The sequence below is a fragment of the Streptomyces flavofungini genome (assembly GCF_030388665.1).
In the GTDB taxonomy this organism is placed as follows: Bacteria; Actinomycetota; Actinomycetes; order Streptomycetales; family Streptomycetaceae; genus Streptomyces; species Streptomyces flavofungini_A.
The window spans coordinates 3,470,283-3,488,599 of sequence record NZ_CP128846.1 but is presented as its reverse complement, the minus strand read 5'-3'; the positions used below and the strand labels follow the sequence as shown (position 1 = coordinate 3,488,599).

Here is an 18,317-nt window from a genome sequence, read left to right as displayed (position 1 = left end):
GCATGACCCTCGTGTCCGGGGTGTTGCGGCACCATGGTGAACCGGCCAACAACGTCAAGTAGCCACTTCTGCCCCATAGTTGAGCAGATATCGTCCCCCTCGACATGCTGCGTGACTCAGTGCTTTCACCTTGAGGGGGAAACTTGCTCAGACAAGTCCAGAAAGCGAAGAGACCGGTCACGGCACGGCGGGCGGCCGCGGCCGCCGTCGCCACCGCCGCGGCCGTGGCACTCGCGGCGGGCATGACCAGCCCGGCGCAGGCCGACCCGGACGCGGCCCGGCAGGGCCACCCGGCAGGGACGTCGGCCGACGACGTCAGGGTGCCGGTACGCCACCACATCACGCTGCTCACCGGTGACCGTGTCACCCTCGACAGCACGGGGCGCCCCATCGCGTTCGAGCCCGCGAAGGGCCGTGAGCGCATACCCGTGCGGACCAGCCGGCACGACGGCCACACCCTCGTCGTACCGGCGGACGCCCAGCGCCTGGTCGACGAAGGCAAGCTCGACCAGCGCCTGTTCGATGTCACGGAGCTGAGCAAGAAGGACAACCGCACCGCCCAGAAGCAGGGCCTGAAGGTCATCGTCGGCTACAAGGGCGCGGCCGGAGCGGCCAGGTCCGAGGTGCGCGACGCGGGCGGCACCAAGCTCCGCCGCACCCTGAAGACCCTCAACGCCGACGCGGTGCAGACCCCCGAGCGGGACGCCGCCCAGTTGTGGCAGACCCTGACGGCCGAGCGGGACGGGGCGCGCACGACCGCCGCCGGCATCAGCCGCGTCTGGCTCGACGGGGTGCGCAAGGCCAACCTGGACAAGTCCGTCAAGCAGATCGGCGTGCCGAAGGCGTGGGAGGCCGGGTACGACGGCAAGGGCGTCAGGATCGCCGTCCTGGACACCGGCGTCGACGCCACCCACCCCGACCTGAAGGAACAGGTCGTCGGGGCGAAGAACTTCACGCCGTCGCCCGACACCAAGGACCGGGTCGGGCACGGCACCCACGTCGCGTCCATCGCGGCGGGCACCGGCACCAAGAACGCCGCGTACAAGGGCGTCGCCCCGGGGGCGAAGGTCCTCAACGGCAAGGTCCTCGGCGACACCGGCTCCGGCGACGACTCGGGCATCATCGCGGGCATCGACTGGGCCGCGGCCGAGGGCGCCGACGTCGTGAACCTCAGCCTCGGCGGCGGTGACACCCCGGGTGTCGACCCGCTGGAGGCCGCGGTCGACAAGGTCTCCGCCGACAAGGGCATCCTCTTCGCGATCGCCGCCGGGAACGACGGCTCGCCCCGCTCGGTCGGCTCGCCCGGCAGCGCGGACGCGGCGCTGACCGTGGGCGCGGTCGACGACAACGACAAGCTGGCGCCCTTCTCCAGCCAGGGCCCGCGCGTCGGCGACGGCGCGATCAAGCCGGACGTGACCGCGCCCGGCGTCGGCATCACCGCGGCCGCCGCCCCCGGCAGCGAGATCGAGAAGGAGGTCGGCCAGAAGCCCGAGGGCTATCTGACGATCTCCGGTACGTCGATGGCCACCCCGCACGCCGCGGGCGCCGCCGCCCTCCTCAAGCAGCAGCACCCCGACTGGAAGCAGCCGGAGCTCAAGGGCGCGCTGACCGCGTCCACCAAGGCCGGCACGTACACGGCGTTCCAGCAGGGTTCGGGCCGCATCGCTGTGGACCGGGCCATCAAGCAGACGGTGATCGCCGACCCGGTGTCGGTCAGCTTCGGCACCCAGCTGTGGCCGCACACCGACGACAAGCCCGTCACCAAGAAGGTCACCTACAGGAACCTCGGCAAGCAGGAGGTCACCCTCGACCTCACCGCCGAGTCCACCGACCCCAAGGGCGACCCCGCGCCGGACGGGTTCTTCACGCTCGGTGCGAAGAAGGTCACCGTCCCGGCGGGCGGCACGGCCTCCGTCGACCTCACGGCCGACACGCGCCTCGGCGGCACGGTCGACGGCTCCTACTCCGCGTACATCGTGGCGAACGGCGGCGGCCAGAGCGTCCGCACGGCCGCGGCGGTCGACCGCGAGGTCGAGTCGTACGACCTGACGGTCAAGCACATCGGCCGCGACGGGCAGGCCGCGAAGCACTACAGCACCACGCTCGTCGGCATCTCCGGGCTCGGCGAGGAGCAGTTCGTCCCGGTGTACGACGAGTCGGGAACCGCCAAGGTCCGCGTGCCCAAGGGCGGTTACGTCCTGGACGCCGGTGTCCTCGTCGACCCGCGGGACGTCACCAAGGGCGCCGACTGGATCTCGCAGCCGAAGCTCGACGTCACCAAGGACGCGACGCTGACCGTGGACGCCCGCACCGCCAAGCCGGTCGACATCAGCGTGCCCTCGTCCGCCGCGAAGTCCGTGTTCGCCTCGCCCGGCTACGAGATCACCGCGGGCGACAGCGGCTACGGCTTCGGCTGGTGGCTGGACTCCTACACCGGGTTTCGCAGCGCCCACCTCGGCCCGCGGGTCACCGACGGCTCGCTGCTCCAGAAGTGGGAGGGGCACTGGACGAAGGGCGAGAAGGCGCAGTACAGCACCGTCGCCGGCGGCCCCGTGAAGAAGCTCGCGACCGGCTACACCCGCGAGTACAGGGACGCCGACCTCGCCACCGTGAAGGCGGGCCTCGGCGCGTCCTCCAGCGGCAAGCAGGCCACGGCCACCGCGTACGGCCGTCTGCCCGGCAGCTTCAGCGCCACCGGCTTCAGCGCCCCGCAGAAGGCGCCGAGTACCCGCACCCTGTACGTCTCCACGGACGACAAGGTCAAGTGGGGCCTGGAGTACGAGCAGCGCGCCGGTGTCGACGAGGACGGCTGGCCGATCGTCGACGCGTCGTACACGCTGGGCAAGCCGCAGGCGTTCACCGGCGGCAAGACGTACACGAAGACGTTCAACACGGCCGTCATCGGGCCGCGCGTCGGCGGTGACTACGGCGTCGTGCGCGACGGCGACAAGCTCGTGGGCTACCTGCCGGTGTTCGCCGACGGCAAGAACCACGCGGGCGGCTCGCGCTACACCTCGGTGAAGACGACGCTGACCCGCGACGGCACCCAGATCGGCACCAACGACGACCCGCTGACCGGTGACAAGCCGTTCACGGTCCCCGCCGGTGACGCCGAGTACAAGCTGTCGACGTCCGTGAAGCGCTCGGTGGCCGTGTCCGCGGCCTCCACGCGGGTCGACGCCAACTGGACGTTCCGCTCCAAGAAGACGGCCACCGCCACGAAGCTGCCCGTCTCCGGGGTGCGCGTCGGCGCGGCGGTCGGCCTCGACAGCCGGGCCCCCGCGGGCGCCAAGCAGTCCGTGCCGCTGAAGGTCACGGGCGCGGCGGCCGGTGGCAACCTCAAGTCGCTCTACTTCTACGTGAGTTACGACTACGGTCGGCACTGGGGCGGCCCGCTGAAGATCAAGGGCGGCAAGGTCGAGATCAAGAACCCGAAGAAGGGCAAGGCGATCTCGTTCCACGCCAAGATCACGGACAAGAAGGGCAACAAGTCCACGATCTCGATCTACAACGCGTACTACGGGAAGTGACCTTTGCAGCGGCCTTCACGGCAGCCTTCACGGCAGGGGAACTGATCCGCGTCCGGCGGGAACCGACCTGATTCCCGCGGACAGGTGAAGGAGCGCGAGGAGCGGCTCCCGGGGCCCGACGGGCCCCGGGAGCCGTTTCCCGTCCGGGGGCGTCCTCGGACAGCCCCCTCGGACAGTCCCCTCGGGCAGGTCCTAGTCCTCCGCCCCGCGGCGCCCGGCACCGAACGGGCTGTCGATCAGATAGCGCCAGTACCCGTCGGCGCCGCGCCGCGCCACGTCCGTGGCGGTGGCCCGCACCGCGCCGTCGATCCCCCAGTCGACGAGCAGGAGCGCGATGTCGTCCGCGACGTGCACGCGCCGGGGCGTCACGGAGATGGGCAGGCCGAGGGCGAGGAACGGGGCGTTCTGCGCGGCGATGGCGTCGGCGCCGTGCACGGGGGCACCCGACTCGGGGACGAAGCAGGCCCCCGGTTCGTACAGCTCGCGGACGGCCGTCGGATCGCCGCTGTTGAACCGCTCGGCGAACGCCGCAGGGACGTCCTCGGGGCGCTGGGGGAGGATGAATGTGCTCATGAACGGCACAGTAGGAGGCGCGCCCGTGGCTCACCGAACGGTAAGGCAGGCATCCGAGGGCATCGCAGGGCCGCGCCCCGGCCTGCCCGACGACCCGCGCGCCCGCGTCACCGCGCCCGCCGCCGAGTGCCCCGTCGAGGTCACCCTGGCGGCGCTGCGGGGCCGCTGGACGACGCTCCTGGTCCGCGAACTGCTCGCGGGTGACGTGTACGCGTACAGCGAACTGGCCGCCGCCCTCCCGGAGTTGTCCGACAAAGTACTTGCCGAGCGGCTGACCCAGCTGACCGGCGCCGGGGTCGTCCGGCGCACGCGGACGCCCGGCTGGCCGCCCACCGTCACCTATGAGCTGACTTCGCACGGCCGGGAGTTGGGTCAAGTCCTGCAAGCACTCTGGGACTGGGGCGCCAAGGCCCCGGCCGCCAGGGAGAAGGAAGCCGTCACCCCATGAGCACCCACACCGTCGAGTACATCCGCTACCGCGTCCCCGAGGACCGGGCCGCCGAGTTCCTCGCCGCGTACACCCTCGCCGCCGTCCCGCTGGCCGCCGCGCCGCAGTGCGTGGACTACGAACTCACTCGATGTGAGGAAGACGTCGAAGGAAGCGCGCACTTCATCCTGCGGATCACCTGGACGTCCACGAAAGACCACCTGGAGGGCTTCAGATCCTCCCAGCAGTTCCAGGACTTCTTCGCGCACATCCGTCCGTACGTCGAGAACATCGAGGAGATGCGGCACTACACCCCGACGTCCGTGCGCGGATCGGGCGCCTCCACGCCGACGCTGTACGCGTGGGCGGGCGGCGCGGAGCGCTTCGACCGCCTCACCGAGGTCTTCTACGAGAAGGTGCTCGCCGACGACCTGCTCGCCCCGGTCTTCGCGGGCCTCGCGCCCGAGCACGCCGCGCACGTCGCGCAGTGGCTCGGCGAGGTCTTCGGCGGCCCGGCGGCGTACTCCAAGGAGCACGGCGGCGCCGATGCCCACGCCCACATGGTCGGCAAGCACTTCGGCAAGGGCATCACCGAGCCGCAGCGGCGCCGCTGGGTGAACCTCATCCAGGACGCGGCGGACGAGGCGGGGCTGCCGACGGACGCGGAGTTCCGCTCGGCGTTCCTCGCGTACGTCGAGTGGGGCACGCGCCTCGCCGTCTACTTCTCCGGACCGGACGCGGCCCGCCCCACCGGCCAGCCCGTACCGCTGTGGAACTGGGGGGCGGCGCCGCCGTACCAGCCCTGATCACCCGTACGGGGAAGGGTCAGGTGGCCCGGGCGCGTGGCGGGTACCGTGGAAAACGGGATCTGGCCGCGCGGCCGGGCACCACACACGCAAGGGAGTCGCAGCATGAGTGCGCAGACGGTCGAGCCGCACTGGTCGACAGCCACGTATGACAAGCTCCGTGACCTCGCTGACGGCATAGTGGCTGAGGCGGATCGGCGTGGCATGCGTGTTCGGGCAGACATCAGCGAGCAGGGGATCAAAGTCCACATGATGAGTCCGTCCAGGTGGCATGGCCGCATCGTCACCCTGATCTCCCGCCAGTTCGAGGAACAGGACGAGAACGCCGTGACGATGGCGGAGACCTGGGTCGATCATCCCGCACTCGGTGTGTGCCGTACCGCCGACCTTGTGGTCATGACTGAGGACGCCTGGGACCAGCTGCCCGAGGACCCCACTGTCTTCGCCCCCGACGTATCCGTAGCCATCGAAGTCGTCTCCCCCTCGAACCCCGGCAACGACTACATCACCAAGCTCCGCGACTACCCCCGCATGGGCGTCCCCGAGTACGTGATCGTCGACCCCAGGGACGGCACGGTCACCGTGCACTCCGGTCCGGACACGGCCAGTGGCGAGCCCCGGTACGCCGACACCCCGCGCCGGTACAAGTTCGGCGACGCCGTCCCCATGGGCCGGTGGACCATCGACACGGCCAAGTTCCCCCGGTACCGCTCCTGACCCGGCGGGTCCCTACGGCACCTCACTGCGGGCCGCCGGGTCCGCCGCGTCCACGCCCCAGCTCGCCAGCAGCCGCAGGCCCTCCGCCGACGGCGAGCCCGGCTCCGCGTGGTACGTCACCAGGGTCTGTTCGTAGTCGTCGGGCAGGCGCATGGACTCGAACGACAGGGTCAGCTCGCCGACCAGGGGGTGCCGCAGGCGCTTGACGCCGTGGCCCTTCTCCCGCACGTCGTGCGCGGCCCACAGCCGCCTGAACTCCTCGCTCTTCACCGAGAGTTCGCCCACCAGGGCGGACAGCAGCGGGTCGTTCGGATAGCAGCCCGCCTCCATCCGCAGGAAGCTGACCATGTCCGAGGCCTTCTGCTGCCAGGTCTCGTCGAACAGCGTCCGCATGTCCTCGCTCAGGAACGTGAGCCGCGCCCAGTTGCGCTCCTCGGGCGGAAGCAGCCCCCAGTCGCCGAAGAGCGCGGACGCCATCCTGTTCCAGCCGAGGATCTCGGAGCGCCGCCCGAGGGCGTAGGCGGGCACGCCGTCCATGGCGTCCATCAGGTGCCGCACCGCGGGCCGCAGGTGCTGGGGCCGGGTCGCCTTCTTCTTCTTGTGGGCGGTCGGCCGCGCCAGATGCGTGAGGTGCGCGTGCTCGGCGTCGCTCAGGCGCAGGGCGCGCGCGATGGCGTCCAGGACCTCGCCCGACACGTTGCGGCCGTTGCCCTGTTCGAGGCGGGTGTAGTACGCCACCGACACCCCGGCGAGCTGCGCCAGCTCCTCGCGCCTGAGCCCCGGCACCCGCCGGTGCCGCCCGAAGCTGGGCAGGCCGACGTCGTGCGGCTGCAACCGGGCCCTGCGGGTGCGCAGGAACTCGCTCAGCTCGGTGCGCGGGTCGAGGTGCTCCGGCTGTCGCCGGGGGGTGGGCGCGTTGTCGTCCATGATGTCCAGTATTCCGTCCCGCCGGCGCGGGAGCCTGACACTGCCAGTGGTAGGCAGGGCAGAGGTAGGACGGCCGGTGGTAGGCCCGCCGGACGTACGCGCAACGGAGGGCTGGGTAGGTCTTCGCGCAGGTGACAGCGTCGAGGACATGACCGCAGACACGACCGCCATGACCGCGGACACGACCGCACGGACCATGAACGTCCCCGCTTACGCCGCCCCCGCGGCAGGCGCCCCGCTGGCCCGCACCACCATCGAGCGCCGCCCCGTCGGCCCCTCCGACGTCCTGATCGACGTCAAGTACGCCGGCATCTGCCACTCCGACATCCACCAGGCCCGCGACGGCTGGGGCGAGGGCATCTTCCCGATGGTGCCCGGCCACGAGATCGCCGGCGTGGTGGCGGAGGTCGGCGCCGACGTCACCACATTCAAGGTCGGCGACCGTGTCGGCGTCGGCTGCATGGTCGACTCCTGCCGTGCGTGCGAGAACTGCGAGGCGGGCCTGGAGCAGTACTGCACCCAGGGCAACATCCAGACGTACAACGCCCTCGACAAGGAGGGCAGGCCCACCTACGGCGGCTACTCCACCCGCATCGTCGTCGACGAGGCCTTCACCCTCCGCATCCCCGACGGTCTCTCCCTGGACGTGGCCGCGCCGCTGCTGTGCGCGGGCATCACCACGTACTCCCCGCTGGCCCACTGGAACGCGGGCCCCGGCAAGAAGGTCGCCGTCGTCGGGCTCGGCGGCCTCGGCCACATGGCCGTCAAGATCGCGCACGCCATGGGCGCCGAGGTGACCGTCCTGTCGCAGTCCCTGCGCAAGAAGGACGACGGGCTGCGCCTCGGCGCCGACCACTACTACGCGACCAGTGACGACGCCACGTTCGAGCAGCTCGCGGGCAGCCTCGACCTGATCGTCTCGACGGTGTCGGCGCCGCTGCCCCTGGACAAGTACCTCGGCCTCCTGAAGACGGACGGCGCGTTCGTGAACGTGGGCGCCCCCGAGGAGCCCGTGTCGCTCAACCTCTTCTCCCTGATCCTGGGCCGCAGGAGCCTCGCGGGCTCCGGCATCGGCGGCATCCAGGAGACCCAGGAGATGCTGGACTTCTGCGCCGAGCACGGCCTGGGCGCGGAGATCGAGCTGATCTCGGCCGAGCAGATCAACGAGGCGTACGAGCGGGTCCTCGCGAGCGACGTCCGCTACCGCTTCGTGATCGACGCGGCGACGATCTGACCCGGTGGTACGGCCCGGTCCGGGGCCCTGACAGGCCCCGTGACCGGAATTCGCCTGCGACCACCGGCCTAGGGCGCAATGCGCAGCGCGTGCCGAACCGCTGACCGATGTCGGCCCGGACGCCCGGACATAACGTGGTCGATGTCAGGTACACAGGTCGAACACGGCAAGTCCGAGGAGGTCCGCACGATGACCATCGAGCTGAACCACACGATTGTGGCGGCCACGGACAAGAAGGCGTCCGCGCAGTTCCTCGCCGACATCCTGGGTCTCGAAGTCAGCCCGCAGTACGGTCCGTTCATCCCCGTGGAGATCCCCAACGGCGTCACCCTCGACTACTACGAGGGCGACGGCGGCCCGTTGGTCCCGCAGCACTACGCGTTCCTGGTCTCCGAGGACGAGTTCGACGCGATCTTCGGCCGTATCAAGGAGCGGGGCCTGACCTACTGGGCGGACCCGTACCACAAGCTGGAGAACCAGATCAACACGAACGACGGCGGCCGCGGGGTGTACTGGGACGACCCGGACGGCCACAAGCTGGAGATCATCACGCGGGCGTACGGATCGGGGGAGTAGCCCCGCGAGGCGGCGCGGCGCGGCGCGGCCTCACGCCTCGCCGTCGCGCAGGAACCCGAGGACCAGAGGCGTGGCCACCTCCGCGAACTCCTCGAAGTAGGCGTGCCGCGCGCCCGGGACGAGCCGCATCCGGGCGTCCGGCACGCGCCGCGCCAGCAGGGGCGCGTTGGCGGTGGGGTTGAAGGCGTCGTCGCTCCCGTGCACGACGAGCGTCGGCGCCTTGATCCCGACGAGCGCGTCCCACGCGTCGTGCCGGGCGCTGGCCCGCAGATGGCGGCGCCGGGCGTGCGCGGGCATGGACGGGTCCCCGAGCGTCCCGAACTCCCGCCGCCCGCCCGCCTCCTGGGCGGCGATCCACGCCGGCGTGTACATCAACTCCAGGAGCACGCGCCGCGCGGCCTGCGGATCACCCTGCGCGAGCGCCCGCCGCACCTCGGGCCCGCGCTCGACGCCGTGCGGCGCCCCCGGCGACGTACACCCGAGCACGAGCCGTTCCACCCGCTCCGGGAAGTCGGCGGCGAACCACTGCGCGACCCGGCCGCCCATCGACGTCCCGTACACGTGCGCCCGCTCGATCCCCGCGTCGTCGAGCACGGCGGCCACATCGTCCGCGAACCCCCGCGTGCTGTACGAGTCCGTGTCGGGCCGGTCGCTGTCCCCCGTCCCCCGCCAGTCGAGCGTGACGACGGTGAACCAGGCCGCGAACTCCTCGACCACCGGGTCCCACCAGTGCCGGTTGTTGGACTGCCCGCTCAACAACACCAACGGCTCCCCGGAGCCCCGGAGTTCGTAGAACACGGCGGTGCCGTCGGGGGCGAAGGCATGGGGCATGGGGGTCCTTGGTGTGGGCTGTGCGGGGGTGGAGGGTCGTTCACGGTGCCGTGGGCCACGAGATGCGTCGGGCGTCGTCGCGCGGTGGTTGTCCGCCCCACTCCCGCATCCAGTCGAATCCGTCCGGCTCCTGGAACCTGAAGGTGACCTTCGGCTCCGAACCCGTCGTTCGCGGTACGGGCTCGCCCGACGTGACCTGCACGTCGATGGTCGTTTCGCTCGACCAGGGGGCTGACGCGGTCACGAGGGGAGCCCGTCCTGCCCGGGGGCTCGACCGAGGCGTCAGCCTCAGCCGTCAGCCGGGGCGATCCCCGTCGGGCACGACACGCCCCAGTTCGTCTCGAAGGGGTCGCCCAGCTTCACGCCCGTGCCGCCGATGCCGCAGTAGCCGTCGGGGTTCTTGTCCAGGTACTGCTGGTGGTACGGCTCGGCGGGCCAGAAGGCGCGGTCGGCCGCGGGGAGGACCGTCGTGGTGATCTCGCCGTGGCCCGCTGCGGTGAGGACCTGCTGGTAGGCGTCGCGGGAGGCGGTGGCGGTGGCCTCCTGGGCGGGGGTGTGGGTGTAGATCGCGGAGCGGTACTGCGTGCCCACGTCGTTGCCCTGGCGGAAGCCCTGGGTGGGGTTGTGGGACTCCCAGAAGAGCTTCAGGAGCTCGGCGTACGTGACCTTCTCGGGGTCGAAGACCACGCGCACGACCTCCGTGTGACCCGTGAGGCCGGAGCACACCTCTTCGTAGGAGGGGTTCTGGGTGTAGCCGCCCTGGTAGCCGACGAGGGTCGTCCAGACGCCGTCGGTCTGCCAGAACTTGCGCTCGGCGCCCCAGAAGCAGCCGAGGCCGAAGTCCGCGACCTCCAGGCCCTCGGGGTAGGGGCCGAGCAGGGCGTTGCCCAGCACCGTGTGCCGGGAGGGGACCTCGAACTCGGGCGTCTCGCGGCCCTTCAGGGCCTCCTCGGGGGTGGGGAGGACGGGCGTGCGGCCGAAGATCATGAGGGTTCACTCCTTGTGGCGTGGCGGGCCTGGCGGCAAGTGGCCAGTAGGTGGAACGCCGCTACGGGAGGTGGCATTCCTGCCGGTCAGCGGGGCAGCGTCGCCGGGCTGCCGCCGTTGGCCTCGTAGCCGGCGACGGCCAGGGCGCGGTAGACCGCGTAATCCGCCGCCGGGTCGGGGGACAGGGTCCAGGGGAGGGCGCCGACGTGGCCGTCGACGTGGATCAGCTGGTCCATGGCCTCGCCCCAGCGCTCGCAGCGCACCAGGAAGAAGACCAGGAGATGGCGGACGTGGGCCAGCATCGGGTCGTCGGGGCGGGCGGAGTGCACCGCGAACCTGGCGCCCTCGATCGCCTTCGTGACGACCTCGCTCTGGTAGAACCCCCGCACCAGGTTCACCTCGGGCAGGTGCTCGTACACCGCGAACAGCGGGAGCGCGGAGAGCAGGGAGCCCTTGGGGGCGCGGGCCGCCGCGGCCTCCGCGAAGGAGTACGCCTCCTCGCGGGTGCCGTGCCACTTCTCGCACCAGTAGTGCAGCGCCGCCAGATGCGCCCCCATGTGGGCCGGGGCGCGGTCCAGGATCTTCAGCCACAGCTGCTCGAAGTCCGCGCGCGGATAGGCCATGCCGCGCGCGATCGACAGCTCGACGATGTACGGAATCGGGTCCCCGGGGGAGAGCAGGGCCGCCTGCCCGCAGGCCTCCTTCGCCTCCTCCAGGATGATCCGGAACTCGTCCGTCCCGGCCGTCGAGGAGCGCCACGCCTGCTGCACCAGGAACTCCGCGTGCACGGCCGCGCCACCCGCGTCCTTCGGGGCCTCCGCCCGCCACACCCGCAGCCACTGCCCGCCCGGGGTGTCCCCCACCCCGCCCGGCCGCTGCGCCAGCTCCAGCGACGCCGCGCCCGCGAACGCCTGCACGCGCTGCCACCGCTGCTCACCGTGCACCTCCGTCCCGGCGAGCAGCTGCGACGCGGCACGCCAGTCCTGCGTGCGCTGCACCAGGTCGAGGACCTCGATCAGGTCCGCGTCCGGGCCCGGCATGCGGATGTCCAGCTCCTCCTGGCGCGCGAAGCCGTAGTTCGCCGGGTCCGCCGCGTCCGGCGAGCCCGGGTGCACCTGGCGGATTCCGCCGCGCCTGCGCAGCAGGACCGGCCCGAGCACCGCCCCGATCATGACCACTGCCATCAGGACCCAGAGAATCTCCATACGTACTAGCGAACCAGACGCCTGTGACAATTGGCCAACCTGGCCGCCCCCGCCGGTCAACCTGTGCCGTCCGCCCCGTGCCACCCCTCGCCCCGCCCGCCCCGGGGCCCGCGCCGCATTACGCTCAGGCCGCATGAGTGACTCGCACAGCAGCCAGAACTTCGAGACCGTCGCCATCCACGCGGGCAACACCGCCGACCCGCTCACCGGCGCCGTCGTCCCGCCCATCTACCAGGTGTCCACGTACAAGCAGGACGGAGTCGGCGGGCTCCGCGGGGGCTACGAGTACAGCCGCAGCGCCAACCCGACGCGCACCGCCCTGGAGGAGAACCTCGCCGCCCTGGAAGGCGGCCGCCGCGGCCTCGCCTTCGCCTCCGGCCTCGCCGCCGAGGACTGCCTGCTGCGTACCCTGCTCGGCCCCGGCGACCACGTCGTCATCCCCAATGACGCCTACGGCGGTACGTTCCGCCTGTTCGCCAAGGTCGTCTCGCGGTGGGGCGTGGAGTGGTCGGTCGCCGACACCTCCGACCCGGCGTCGGTACGGGCCGCGCTCACGCCGCGCACCAAGGCCGTGTGGGTGGAGACCCCCTCCAACCCGCTGCTCGGCATCACCGACATCGAGGCCGTCGCCCAGATCGCCCGTGAGGCCGGGGCGAAGCTCGTCGTCGACAACACCTTCGCGAGCCCCTACCTCCAGCAGCCGCTCGCCCTCGGCGCGGACGTCGTCGTGCACTCCATGACGAAGTACATGGGCGGGCACTCCGACGTCGTCGGCGGCGCCCTCGTCGTCGACGACGCCGAGCTGGGCGAGGAGCTGGCGTTCCACCAGAACGCGATGGGTGCCGTCGCCGGGCCCTTCGACTCCTGGCTGGTGCTGCGGGGCATCAAGACGCTGGCCGTCCGCATGGACCGGCACAGCGAGAACGCCGAGCGCGTCGTCGAGATGCTCACGCGCCACCCGCGCGTGACGAACGTGCTCTACCCGGGGCTCGCCTCGCACCCCGGGCACGAGGTCGCGGCCAAGCAGATGAAGTCCTTCGGCGGGATGGTGTCCTTCCAGGTCGAGGGCGGCGAGGAGGCGGCCGTCGCGGTCTGCGACCGGGCCCGCCTCTTCACCCTCGGCGAGTCCCTCGGCGGCGTCGAGTCGCTCATCGAGCACCCCGGCCGCATGACCCACGCCTCCGTCGCGGGCTCCGCCCTGGAGGTCCCGGCCGACCTGGTCCGCCTCTCCGTGGGCATCGAGTCGGCGGACGATCTGCTGGCCGACCTGCAGCAGGCACTGGGCTAGGCGCGCGGGCGCTTCGGCGGTACGGGGCGGTCGGGGTTTCCCGGCCGCCCCTTGCCGTACGGCGAAGGTGCTGCCCTGCTCGCCAGGGGGCCGTGGCCGTGGGGTGCGCCCTTCCGTCCACGTCAAAGGCACCGCCGGCCTGGGCTGTGCGTACCCGTTCCACCCTGCGGAACGCCTGCCCACAAGGGGGGCCGCCGCGGAGCGGCGGATCACCAGCTGGTCAGGGGCGGGGTCCGGCTCGACGGGGGCTCCACCCACGGCTGCGCCTCCGCCGCCCACACGGCGAACGCGACGACGGCTGCGAGCAGGAGCAGCCACATCAGGCGCCGCACGACCGTGCGCCGCCGCAGCATCCTCGCCCCCCGCCGGACGGCGTCCGCGTGCAGGTCGGGCGGCACCGGCAGGGGCCCCTCGGCGTCGAGCATCCCCCGTACGACGGCCTCCCGCCGCTCCTGCTGGCTCATGACGGGGCCGCCTTCCCGAGGGAGGCGCCGGGCGGCACGACGGGGGCCGCGGGCGCCGGCCCCCGCGGCGGATGCAGCACCGCGGCGACGGCCCGCGCACACAGCACCCGCACCCGCTCCACGCCAAGGCCGAGCAGCGCGGCCGTCTGCTCCTCGGCCACACCCTCGTACAGGCGAAGGACGAGGACGAGCCGCTCCTGCGGGGACAGCCGGGCGAGCAGCCCGCCGCGCCCGCGGGAACGCCGCCAGGCGCCCCGCGCGAAGCGGACGACGAGGACGGTGCGGGCCTGGTTGTAGGGATCCTCGCCGCGCAGCCGGTCCCAGGAGGCGTACGTGGCCGCGAGCGCGGCCGTGAGCAGCGCCCGCGCGCGCGGGTTGGCGTCAGGACGCTCACCGGTGAGCAGCGTCGCGGCATGCAGGAGACGCCCTGCCGCGCCCGCGACGAACGCTTGGAACTCCCGGGCACGGCGGGCCTGTTGGGCGGCCTGCCGCTCTCGCACCGCGCCTCCCGCCGTCCGGCGTAGGGGGACTCGGTTTCATCTGAGGCCAGGCACGGTGCCCAGGTCAAGAGCCCTGCGCGAGCGGAACCTGCCGCTCGGCGCCCGGCCGCGGTGGTCGGCGTACCGCGGCCGGGGGCTCAGGAGTCGGTCGGAGCGACGGGGTCCGGTACCCCCTGGGCGGACTGGCGGGCCGAGAGGGCGGTGTTGAAGCGGGTGAGGAGCGCGGTGAAGCTCTCGCGCTCCGCGGGAGCCCAGTCCTGCGTGAGCTCCGCCATCAGCTCGCGCCGCGAGGAGCGGACCTCGTCGAGGCGGGCCTGTCCGCGCGGGGACAGCTGGAGGACGACGGCACGGCCGTCCTCGGGGTGGGAGGTGCGCTTGACCAGGCCGGTGTCGACCAGGGGCGCGACCTGACGGGTCACGGTCGACGAGTCGATGCCCATGCTCGCCGCGAGCGCCTTGACGCCCATGGGACCTTCCTTGTCGAGGCGGTTGAGCAGCAGGTACGCGGCGCGGTCCATGGAGTTGCGGACCTGTCCGACGCCGCCGAGGCGGGTCTGCTCCGCACGCCGTGCGAACACCGCAACCTGGTGCTGCAGCGTATCGAGGAGACCGGGATCGCTGGCGGTCGTCATGTCCGGAGTTGTGGGCATGGCCGGGGGCTCACTTCATGGGAAGGGTGGTGGGTTGGGGGACAGGGTACGCGGCCCGGGCGCTACCCGTACCGGCGCTGCGCAAACCCGTCTCGCCGCTTGGTCACGCCGGGAGGGGACGGGCGTGAACTGCGAGACTGCAGTCATGAGCTATCGCACGACTCGCTCCTTTCCCGCTGTCACGCTCGACGACGTACGGGGCGCCCAGAAGATGCTCGTCGGCGTCTCCAGGGTCACTGCCATGGAAGGCAGCAGGCACCTGTCGCAGCTGGTCGGCGCTCCGGTGCACCTGAAGTGCGAGAACCTCCAGCGGACCGGGTCCTTCAAGCTGCGCGGCGCCTACGTGCGCATCTCCGGGCTGCTGCCCGAGGAGCGCGCCGCCGGGGTCGTCGCGGCCAGCGCCGGGAACCACGCCCAGGGCGTGGCCCTCGCCTCGGCCCTGCTCGGCGTCCGCGCCACGGTGTTCATGCCGGTCGGGGCCCCGCTGCCGAAGGTCGCGGCGACCCGGGACTACGGCGCGGACGTCCGGCTGCGGGGCCACGTCGTCGACGAGACGCTGGCCGCCGCGCAGGACTACGCGCGCGAGACGGGCGCGGTCTTCATCCACCCCTTCGACCACCCGGACATCGTCGCCGGACAGGGCACCGTCGGCCTGGAGATCCTGGAGCAGTGCCCGGAGCTGCGCACGCTCGTCGTCGGCGTGGGCGGCGGCGGTCTCGCCGCGGGCATCGCGGTCGCGGTCAAGTCGCTGCGCCCGGACGTACGCCTGGTGGGAGTGCAGGCGGCGGGCGCCGCGGCGTACCCGCCCTCGCTGGCCGCCGGGCGCCCGACGTCGATCGACAACCCCGTGACCATGGCGGACGGCATCAAGGTGGGCCGCCCCGGGGACGTGCCCTTCCGGCTCGTCGAGGAGTACGTGGACGACATCGTCACGGTCTCCGAGGACGACTTGTCGAGTGCCTTGCTGCTGTGCCTGGAGCGGGCCAAGATGGTCGTCGAACCCGCGGGCGCGAGCCCGGTGGCGGCGCTCCTGAGTGATCCGCGCGCCTTCGACGGTCCGGTCGTGGCGCTGCTCTCCGGCGGCAATGTGGACCCGCTGTTGATGCAGCGCATCCTGCGCCACGGCATGGCGGCGGCGGGCCGCTACCTCTCGCTGCGGCTGCGTCTGACGGACCGGCCGGGCGCCCTGGCCACGCTGCTCGGGGTGCTGTCGGCGGTGGACGCCAACGTCCTCGACGTGAGCCATGTGCGGACCGATCCCCGGCTCGGGCTCACGGAGGCGGAGGTGGAGCTGCACCTGGAGACCAAGGGGCCCGAGCACTGCGCGGAGGTCGCGACGGCGTTGCGGGACGCCGGATACACGGTGATCGGCTGACGCCCGGATACACGGTGATCGGCTGACATCGGGACACGCTGATCGGCTTACGTCGGGTACGCCAGGTGCGTGGGGGAGGGCGCGCGGACGGCCCCGGGGGCGCGCGACGAATCGCGTGCCCCGTGGGTTTCCGCGAGGTTCATCAAATGCGTTGAGTGACGCGATGTATCGCGTTAGTGTTGTGATTCACGCCACGGAGAGTCGGGCGATCGGAACCTGGCGATCCTAGACTTTTCGCCAGGAAACCACCCAAACATGGGAGAACCCCTATGCCAGGCGCCATCTACGCCGAAGGCCTGGTGAAGACCTTCGGCGACGTAAGGGCTCTGGACGGCGTCGATCTCGATGTCCCGGAAGGTACCGTCCTCGGCCTCCTCGGACCGAACGGCGCGGGCAAGACGACGGCGGTCCGCTGTCTGACCACGCTGCTCACCCCCGACAGCGGCAAGGCGTTCGTCGCCGGGATCGACGTCCTGAAGCATCCGAACGAAGTGCGGCGCTCCATCGGTCTCTCCGGCCAATTCGCCGCCGTGGACGAGTATCTGACGGGCCGTGAGAACCTCCAGATGGTCGGCCAGCTCTACGAGATGCGGGCCAGGGAGGCCAAGGAGCGCGCGGGCGAGCTCCTCGAGCGCTTCAACCTCGCGGACGCGGCGGACCGCCCCTCCAAGACGTACTCGGGCGGTATGCGCCGCCGCCTCGACCTCGCCGCCGCCCTCGTCGTGTCGCCGCCGGTGATGTTCATGGACGAGCCCACGACCGGCCTGGACCCGCGCAACCGCCAGCAGCTGTGGGAGGTCATCCAGGAGCTCGTCGCCGGCGGCACCACCCTCCTGCTCACCACGCAGTATCTGGAGGAGGCCGACCACCTGGCGCACGACATCTGCGTCGTGGACCACGGCCGCGTCATCGCCCGCGGCACCGCCGACCAGCTCAAGGCCCAGATCGGCGGCGAGCGCGTCGAGGTCGTGGTGCACGAGCCGGACCACATCACGACCGCCCTCGAGGTCCTCACCGGCTTCGGCAAGGGCGAGGCCACCGTCGACCGGCACACCCGCAAGCTCACCGTCCCCGTCACCGGCGGCGCGAAGCTGCTCGCCGAGGTCATCCGCGAACTCGACACCCGCGGCATCGAGATCGACGACATCGGCCTGCGCCGCCCCACCCTCGACGACGTGTTCATCTCCCTGACGGGCCACCTGGCCGAGGTCAAGGACGAAGACAACGGCGCCAACGGCGCGAACGGCGGCAAGAGCGCCAAGGACGCCAAGGGCGCGGCCGTCGCCCAGGACAAGCACAAGAAGGAGGCCGCCTCGTGAGTGCCGTCACGCGTACCGCTCCCGCCCCCAGGCCCGCAGGCGGCATCGGCAAGTCCGTCCGCGACTCCCTGGTCATCGCCCGCCGGAACCTGATCAGGATGTCCCGGATCCCTGAGATGGTGCTGTTCGGCCTGATCCAGCCGGTGATGTTCGTGGTCCTGTTCACGTACGTCTTCGGCGGGTCCATCCAGGTCGGCGGCTCGCTCTCGTCGCAGGACTACCGCGAGTTCCTGATGGCGGGCATCTTCGCCCAGACGGTCACCTTCGCCACCGCCGGTGCGGGCGCCGGTATCGCGGACGACATGCACAAGGGCCTCATCGACCGCTTCCGCTCGCTGCCCATGGCGCGCGGCGCCGTCCTCACCGGCCGCACGGTGGCGGACCTGGTGCAGACCGCGCTGACCCTGGTCGTGCTCGCCCTGGTCGCGCTCCTCATCGGCTGGCGCACCCACGAGAACGTCGGCAAGATCCTCGCGGGCTTCGCCCTGCTGCTCCTGCTCGGGTACGCCTTCTCGTGGATCGGTGCGCTGATCGGCCTGTCGGTGCGGACACCGGAGGCCGCGACCTCCGGCGGGCTCATCTGGCTCTTCCCGCTGACGTTCATCTCGAACGCCTTCGTCGACTCCAACAACCTGCCGACGTTCTTCCGGCACATCGCCGAGTGGAACCCGTTCAGCACCACCGTGCAGGCGTGCCGCGAGCTGTTCGGCAATCTGCCGCCCGGCTTCAAGACGCCGGACGCCTGGCCCATGCAGCACCCGGTCCTGGCCTCGGTGCTCTGGTCGGTGCTGATCCTGGTCGTCTTCCGCACGCTCGCGGTCCGCAAGTACCGCTCGGCGGCCGCCTGAGACCCGGCCGCCCGCGTAGGCCGTGATGATCCCCCCTCGCTAGCCGAGGGGAGGCGTGTC

General features: G+C 71.6%; 19 protein-coding genes. 10 read left to right on the top strand and 9 right to left on the bottom strand.

What is annotated here, in order from left to right; all coding sequences use genetic code 11:
• Positions 1-242: 242 nt before the first annotated feature.
• On the top strand, positions 243-3,530 hold the full coding sequence (locus tag QUY26_RS14025) for a S8 family peptidase (RefSeq protein WP_289955700.1): 3,288 nt from the start codon (positions 243-245) through the stop codon (positions 3,528-3,530).
• A 192-nt stretch (positions 3,531-3,722) separates the two neighbouring features.
• On the opposite strand, the gene QUY26_RS14020 is transcribed toward QUY26_RS14025, so the two are convergent.
• Positions 3,723-4,103: a YybH family protein gene (locus QUY26_RS14020; protein ID WP_289946523.1), complete on the bottom strand. Its 381-nt coding sequence runs from the start codon at positions 4,101-4,103 to the stop codon at positions 3,723-3,725.
• Between the two features lie 25 nt (positions 4,104-4,128).
• Between QUY26_RS14020 and QUY26_RS14015 the strand changes: the two genes are divergently transcribed.
• The 3 genes from QUY26_RS14015 (at position 4,129) to QUY26_RS14005 (ending at position 6,053) form a co-directional block, all read left to right on the top strand.
• The gene (locus tag QUY26_RS14015; RefSeq protein ID WP_289946521.1) at positions 4,129-4,551 is read left to right on the top strand and encodes a winged helix-turn-helix transcriptional regulator; all 423 of its coding nucleotides are present in this window, start codon (positions 4,129-4,131) and stop codon (positions 4,549-4,551) included.
• Positions 4,548-5,336 carry a group II truncated hemoglobin gene (locus QUY26_RS14010; RefSeq protein ID WP_289946519.1) on the top strand — a complete coding sequence of 263 codons (789 nt, stop codon included), beginning with the start codon at positions 4,548-4,550 and terminating at the stop codon, positions 5,334-5,336. The genes QUY26_RS14015 and QUY26_RS14010 overlap by 4 nt, the downstream gene beginning before the upstream one ends.
• Before the next feature lie 252 nt (positions 5,337-5,588).
• Complete coding sequence (locus QUY26_RS14005; protein WP_289946517.1) at positions 5,589-6,053, top strand: Uma2 family endonuclease; 465 nt, start codon at positions 5,589-5,591, stop codon at positions 6,051-6,053.
• A gap of 12 nt (positions 6,054-6,065) precedes the next feature.
• Here the strand turns inward: QUY26_RS14005 and QUY26_RS14000 are convergent, their stop codons facing one another.
• Complete coding sequence (locus tag QUY26_RS14000; RefSeq protein WP_289946514.1) at positions 6,066-6,980, bottom strand: helix-turn-helix domain-containing protein; 915 nt, start codon at positions 6,978-6,980, stop codon at positions 6,066-6,068.
• A 148-nt stretch (positions 6,981-7,128) separates the two neighbouring features.
• On the opposite strand from QUY26_RS14000, the gene QUY26_RS13995 reads away from it, so the two are divergent.
• Together QUY26_RS13995 and QUY26_RS13990 are read left to right on the top strand one after the other, a co-directional pair.
• Positions 7,129-8,214: an NAD(P)-dependent alcohol dehydrogenase gene (locus tag QUY26_RS13995; RefSeq protein WP_289946512.1), complete on the top strand. Its 1,086-nt coding sequence runs from the start codon at positions 7,129-7,131 to the stop codon at positions 8,212-8,214.
• Positions 8,215-8,403: 189 nt separating this feature from the next.
• Positions 8,404-8,790, top strand: a complete 387-nt coding sequence (locus QUY26_RS13990; RefSeq protein WP_289955699.1) for a VOC family protein — start codon at positions 8,404-8,406, stop codon at positions 8,788-8,790.
• A 30-nt stretch (positions 8,791-8,820) separates the two neighbouring features.
• Here QUY26_RS13990 and QUY26_RS13985 read toward each other — a convergent pair whose 3' ends face one another.
• From QUY26_RS13985 to QUY26_RS13970, 4 genes are all read right to left on the bottom strand, one after another.
• Positions 8,821-9,621 carry an alpha/beta fold hydrolase gene (locus tag QUY26_RS13985; RefSeq protein ID WP_289946510.1) on the bottom strand — a complete coding sequence of 267 codons (801 nt, stop codon included), beginning with the start codon at positions 9,619-9,621 and terminating at the stop codon, positions 8,821-8,823.
• A gap of 40 nt (positions 9,622-9,661) precedes the next feature.
• Complete coding sequence (locus tag QUY26_RS13980; protein ID WP_289946508.1) at positions 9,662-9,865, bottom strand: hypothetical protein; 204 nt, start codon at positions 9,863-9,865, stop codon at positions 9,662-9,664.
• 44 nt (positions 9,866-9,909) lie between these two features.
• Positions 9,910-10,608: a peptide-methionine (S)-S-oxide reductase MsrA gene (msrA, locus tag QUY26_RS13975; protein ID WP_289946504.1), complete on the bottom strand. Its 699-nt coding sequence runs from the start codon at positions 10,606-10,608 to the stop codon at positions 9,910-9,912.
• Positions 10,609-10,694: 86 nt separating this feature from the next.
• On the bottom strand, positions 10,695-11,813 hold the full coding sequence (locus tag QUY26_RS13970) for a hypothetical protein (RefSeq protein ID WP_289946502.1): 1,119 nt from the start codon (positions 11,811-11,813) through the stop codon (positions 10,695-10,697).
• Positions 11,814-11,946: 133 nt separating this feature from the next.
• On the opposite strand from QUY26_RS13970, the gene QUY26_RS13965 reads away from it, so the two are divergent.
• The gene (locus QUY26_RS13965; protein WP_289946500.1) at positions 11,947-13,101 is read left to right on the top strand and encodes a cystathionine gamma-synthase; all 1,155 of its coding nucleotides are present in this window, start codon (positions 11,947-11,949) and stop codon (positions 13,099-13,101) included.
• A gap of 209 nt (positions 13,102-13,310) precedes the next feature.
• Here the strand turns inward: QUY26_RS13965 and QUY26_RS13960 are convergent, their stop codons facing one another.
• From QUY26_RS13960 to QUY26_RS13950, 3 genes are all read right to left on the bottom strand, one after another.
• The gene (locus QUY26_RS13960; protein ID WP_289946498.1) at positions 13,311-13,565 is read right to left on the bottom strand and encodes a hypothetical protein; all 255 of its coding nucleotides are present in this window, start codon (positions 13,563-13,565) and stop codon (positions 13,311-13,313) included.
• Positions 13,562-14,065, bottom strand: coding sequence for a sigma factor-like helix-turn-helix DNA-binding protein (locus tag QUY26_RS13955; RefSeq protein ID WP_289946496.1), 504 nt, complete (start codon positions 14,063-14,065; stop codon positions 13,562-13,564). Before QUY26_RS13955 ends, QUY26_RS13960 begins: the two co-directional genes overlap by 4 nt.
• 137 nt (positions 14,066-14,202) lie before the next feature.
• On the bottom strand, positions 14,203-14,715 hold the full coding sequence (locus QUY26_RS13950) for a MarR family winged helix-turn-helix transcriptional regulator (protein ID WP_289946495.1): 513 nt from the start codon (positions 14,713-14,715) through the stop codon (positions 14,203-14,205).
• Between the two features lie 145 nt (positions 14,716-14,860).
• Here QUY26_RS13950 and ilvA point away from each other — a divergent pair, with 145 nt between their 5' ends.
• The 3 genes from ilvA (at position 14,861) to QUY26_RS13935 (ending at position 18,257) form a co-directional block, all read left to right on the top strand.
• On the top strand, positions 14,861-16,090 hold the full coding sequence (ilvA, locus tag QUY26_RS13945; protein ID WP_289946493.1) for a threonine ammonia-lyase: 1,230 nt from the start codon (positions 14,861-14,863) through the stop codon (positions 16,088-16,090).
• A gap of 269 nt (positions 16,091-16,359) precedes the next feature.
• The gene (locus QUY26_RS13940; RefSeq protein WP_289946491.1) at positions 16,360-17,409 is read left to right on the top strand and encodes an ATP-binding cassette domain-containing protein; all 1,050 of its coding nucleotides are present in this window, start codon (positions 16,360-16,362) and stop codon (positions 17,407-17,409) included.
• Positions 17,406-18,257 carry an ABC transporter permease gene (locus QUY26_RS13935; protein ID WP_289946489.1) on the top strand — a complete coding sequence of 284 codons (852 nt, stop codon included), beginning with the start codon at positions 17,406-17,408 and terminating at the stop codon, positions 18,255-18,257. Before QUY26_RS13940 ends, QUY26_RS13935 begins: the two co-directional genes overlap by 4 nt.
• Positions 18,258-18,317: the final 60 nt, after the last annotated feature.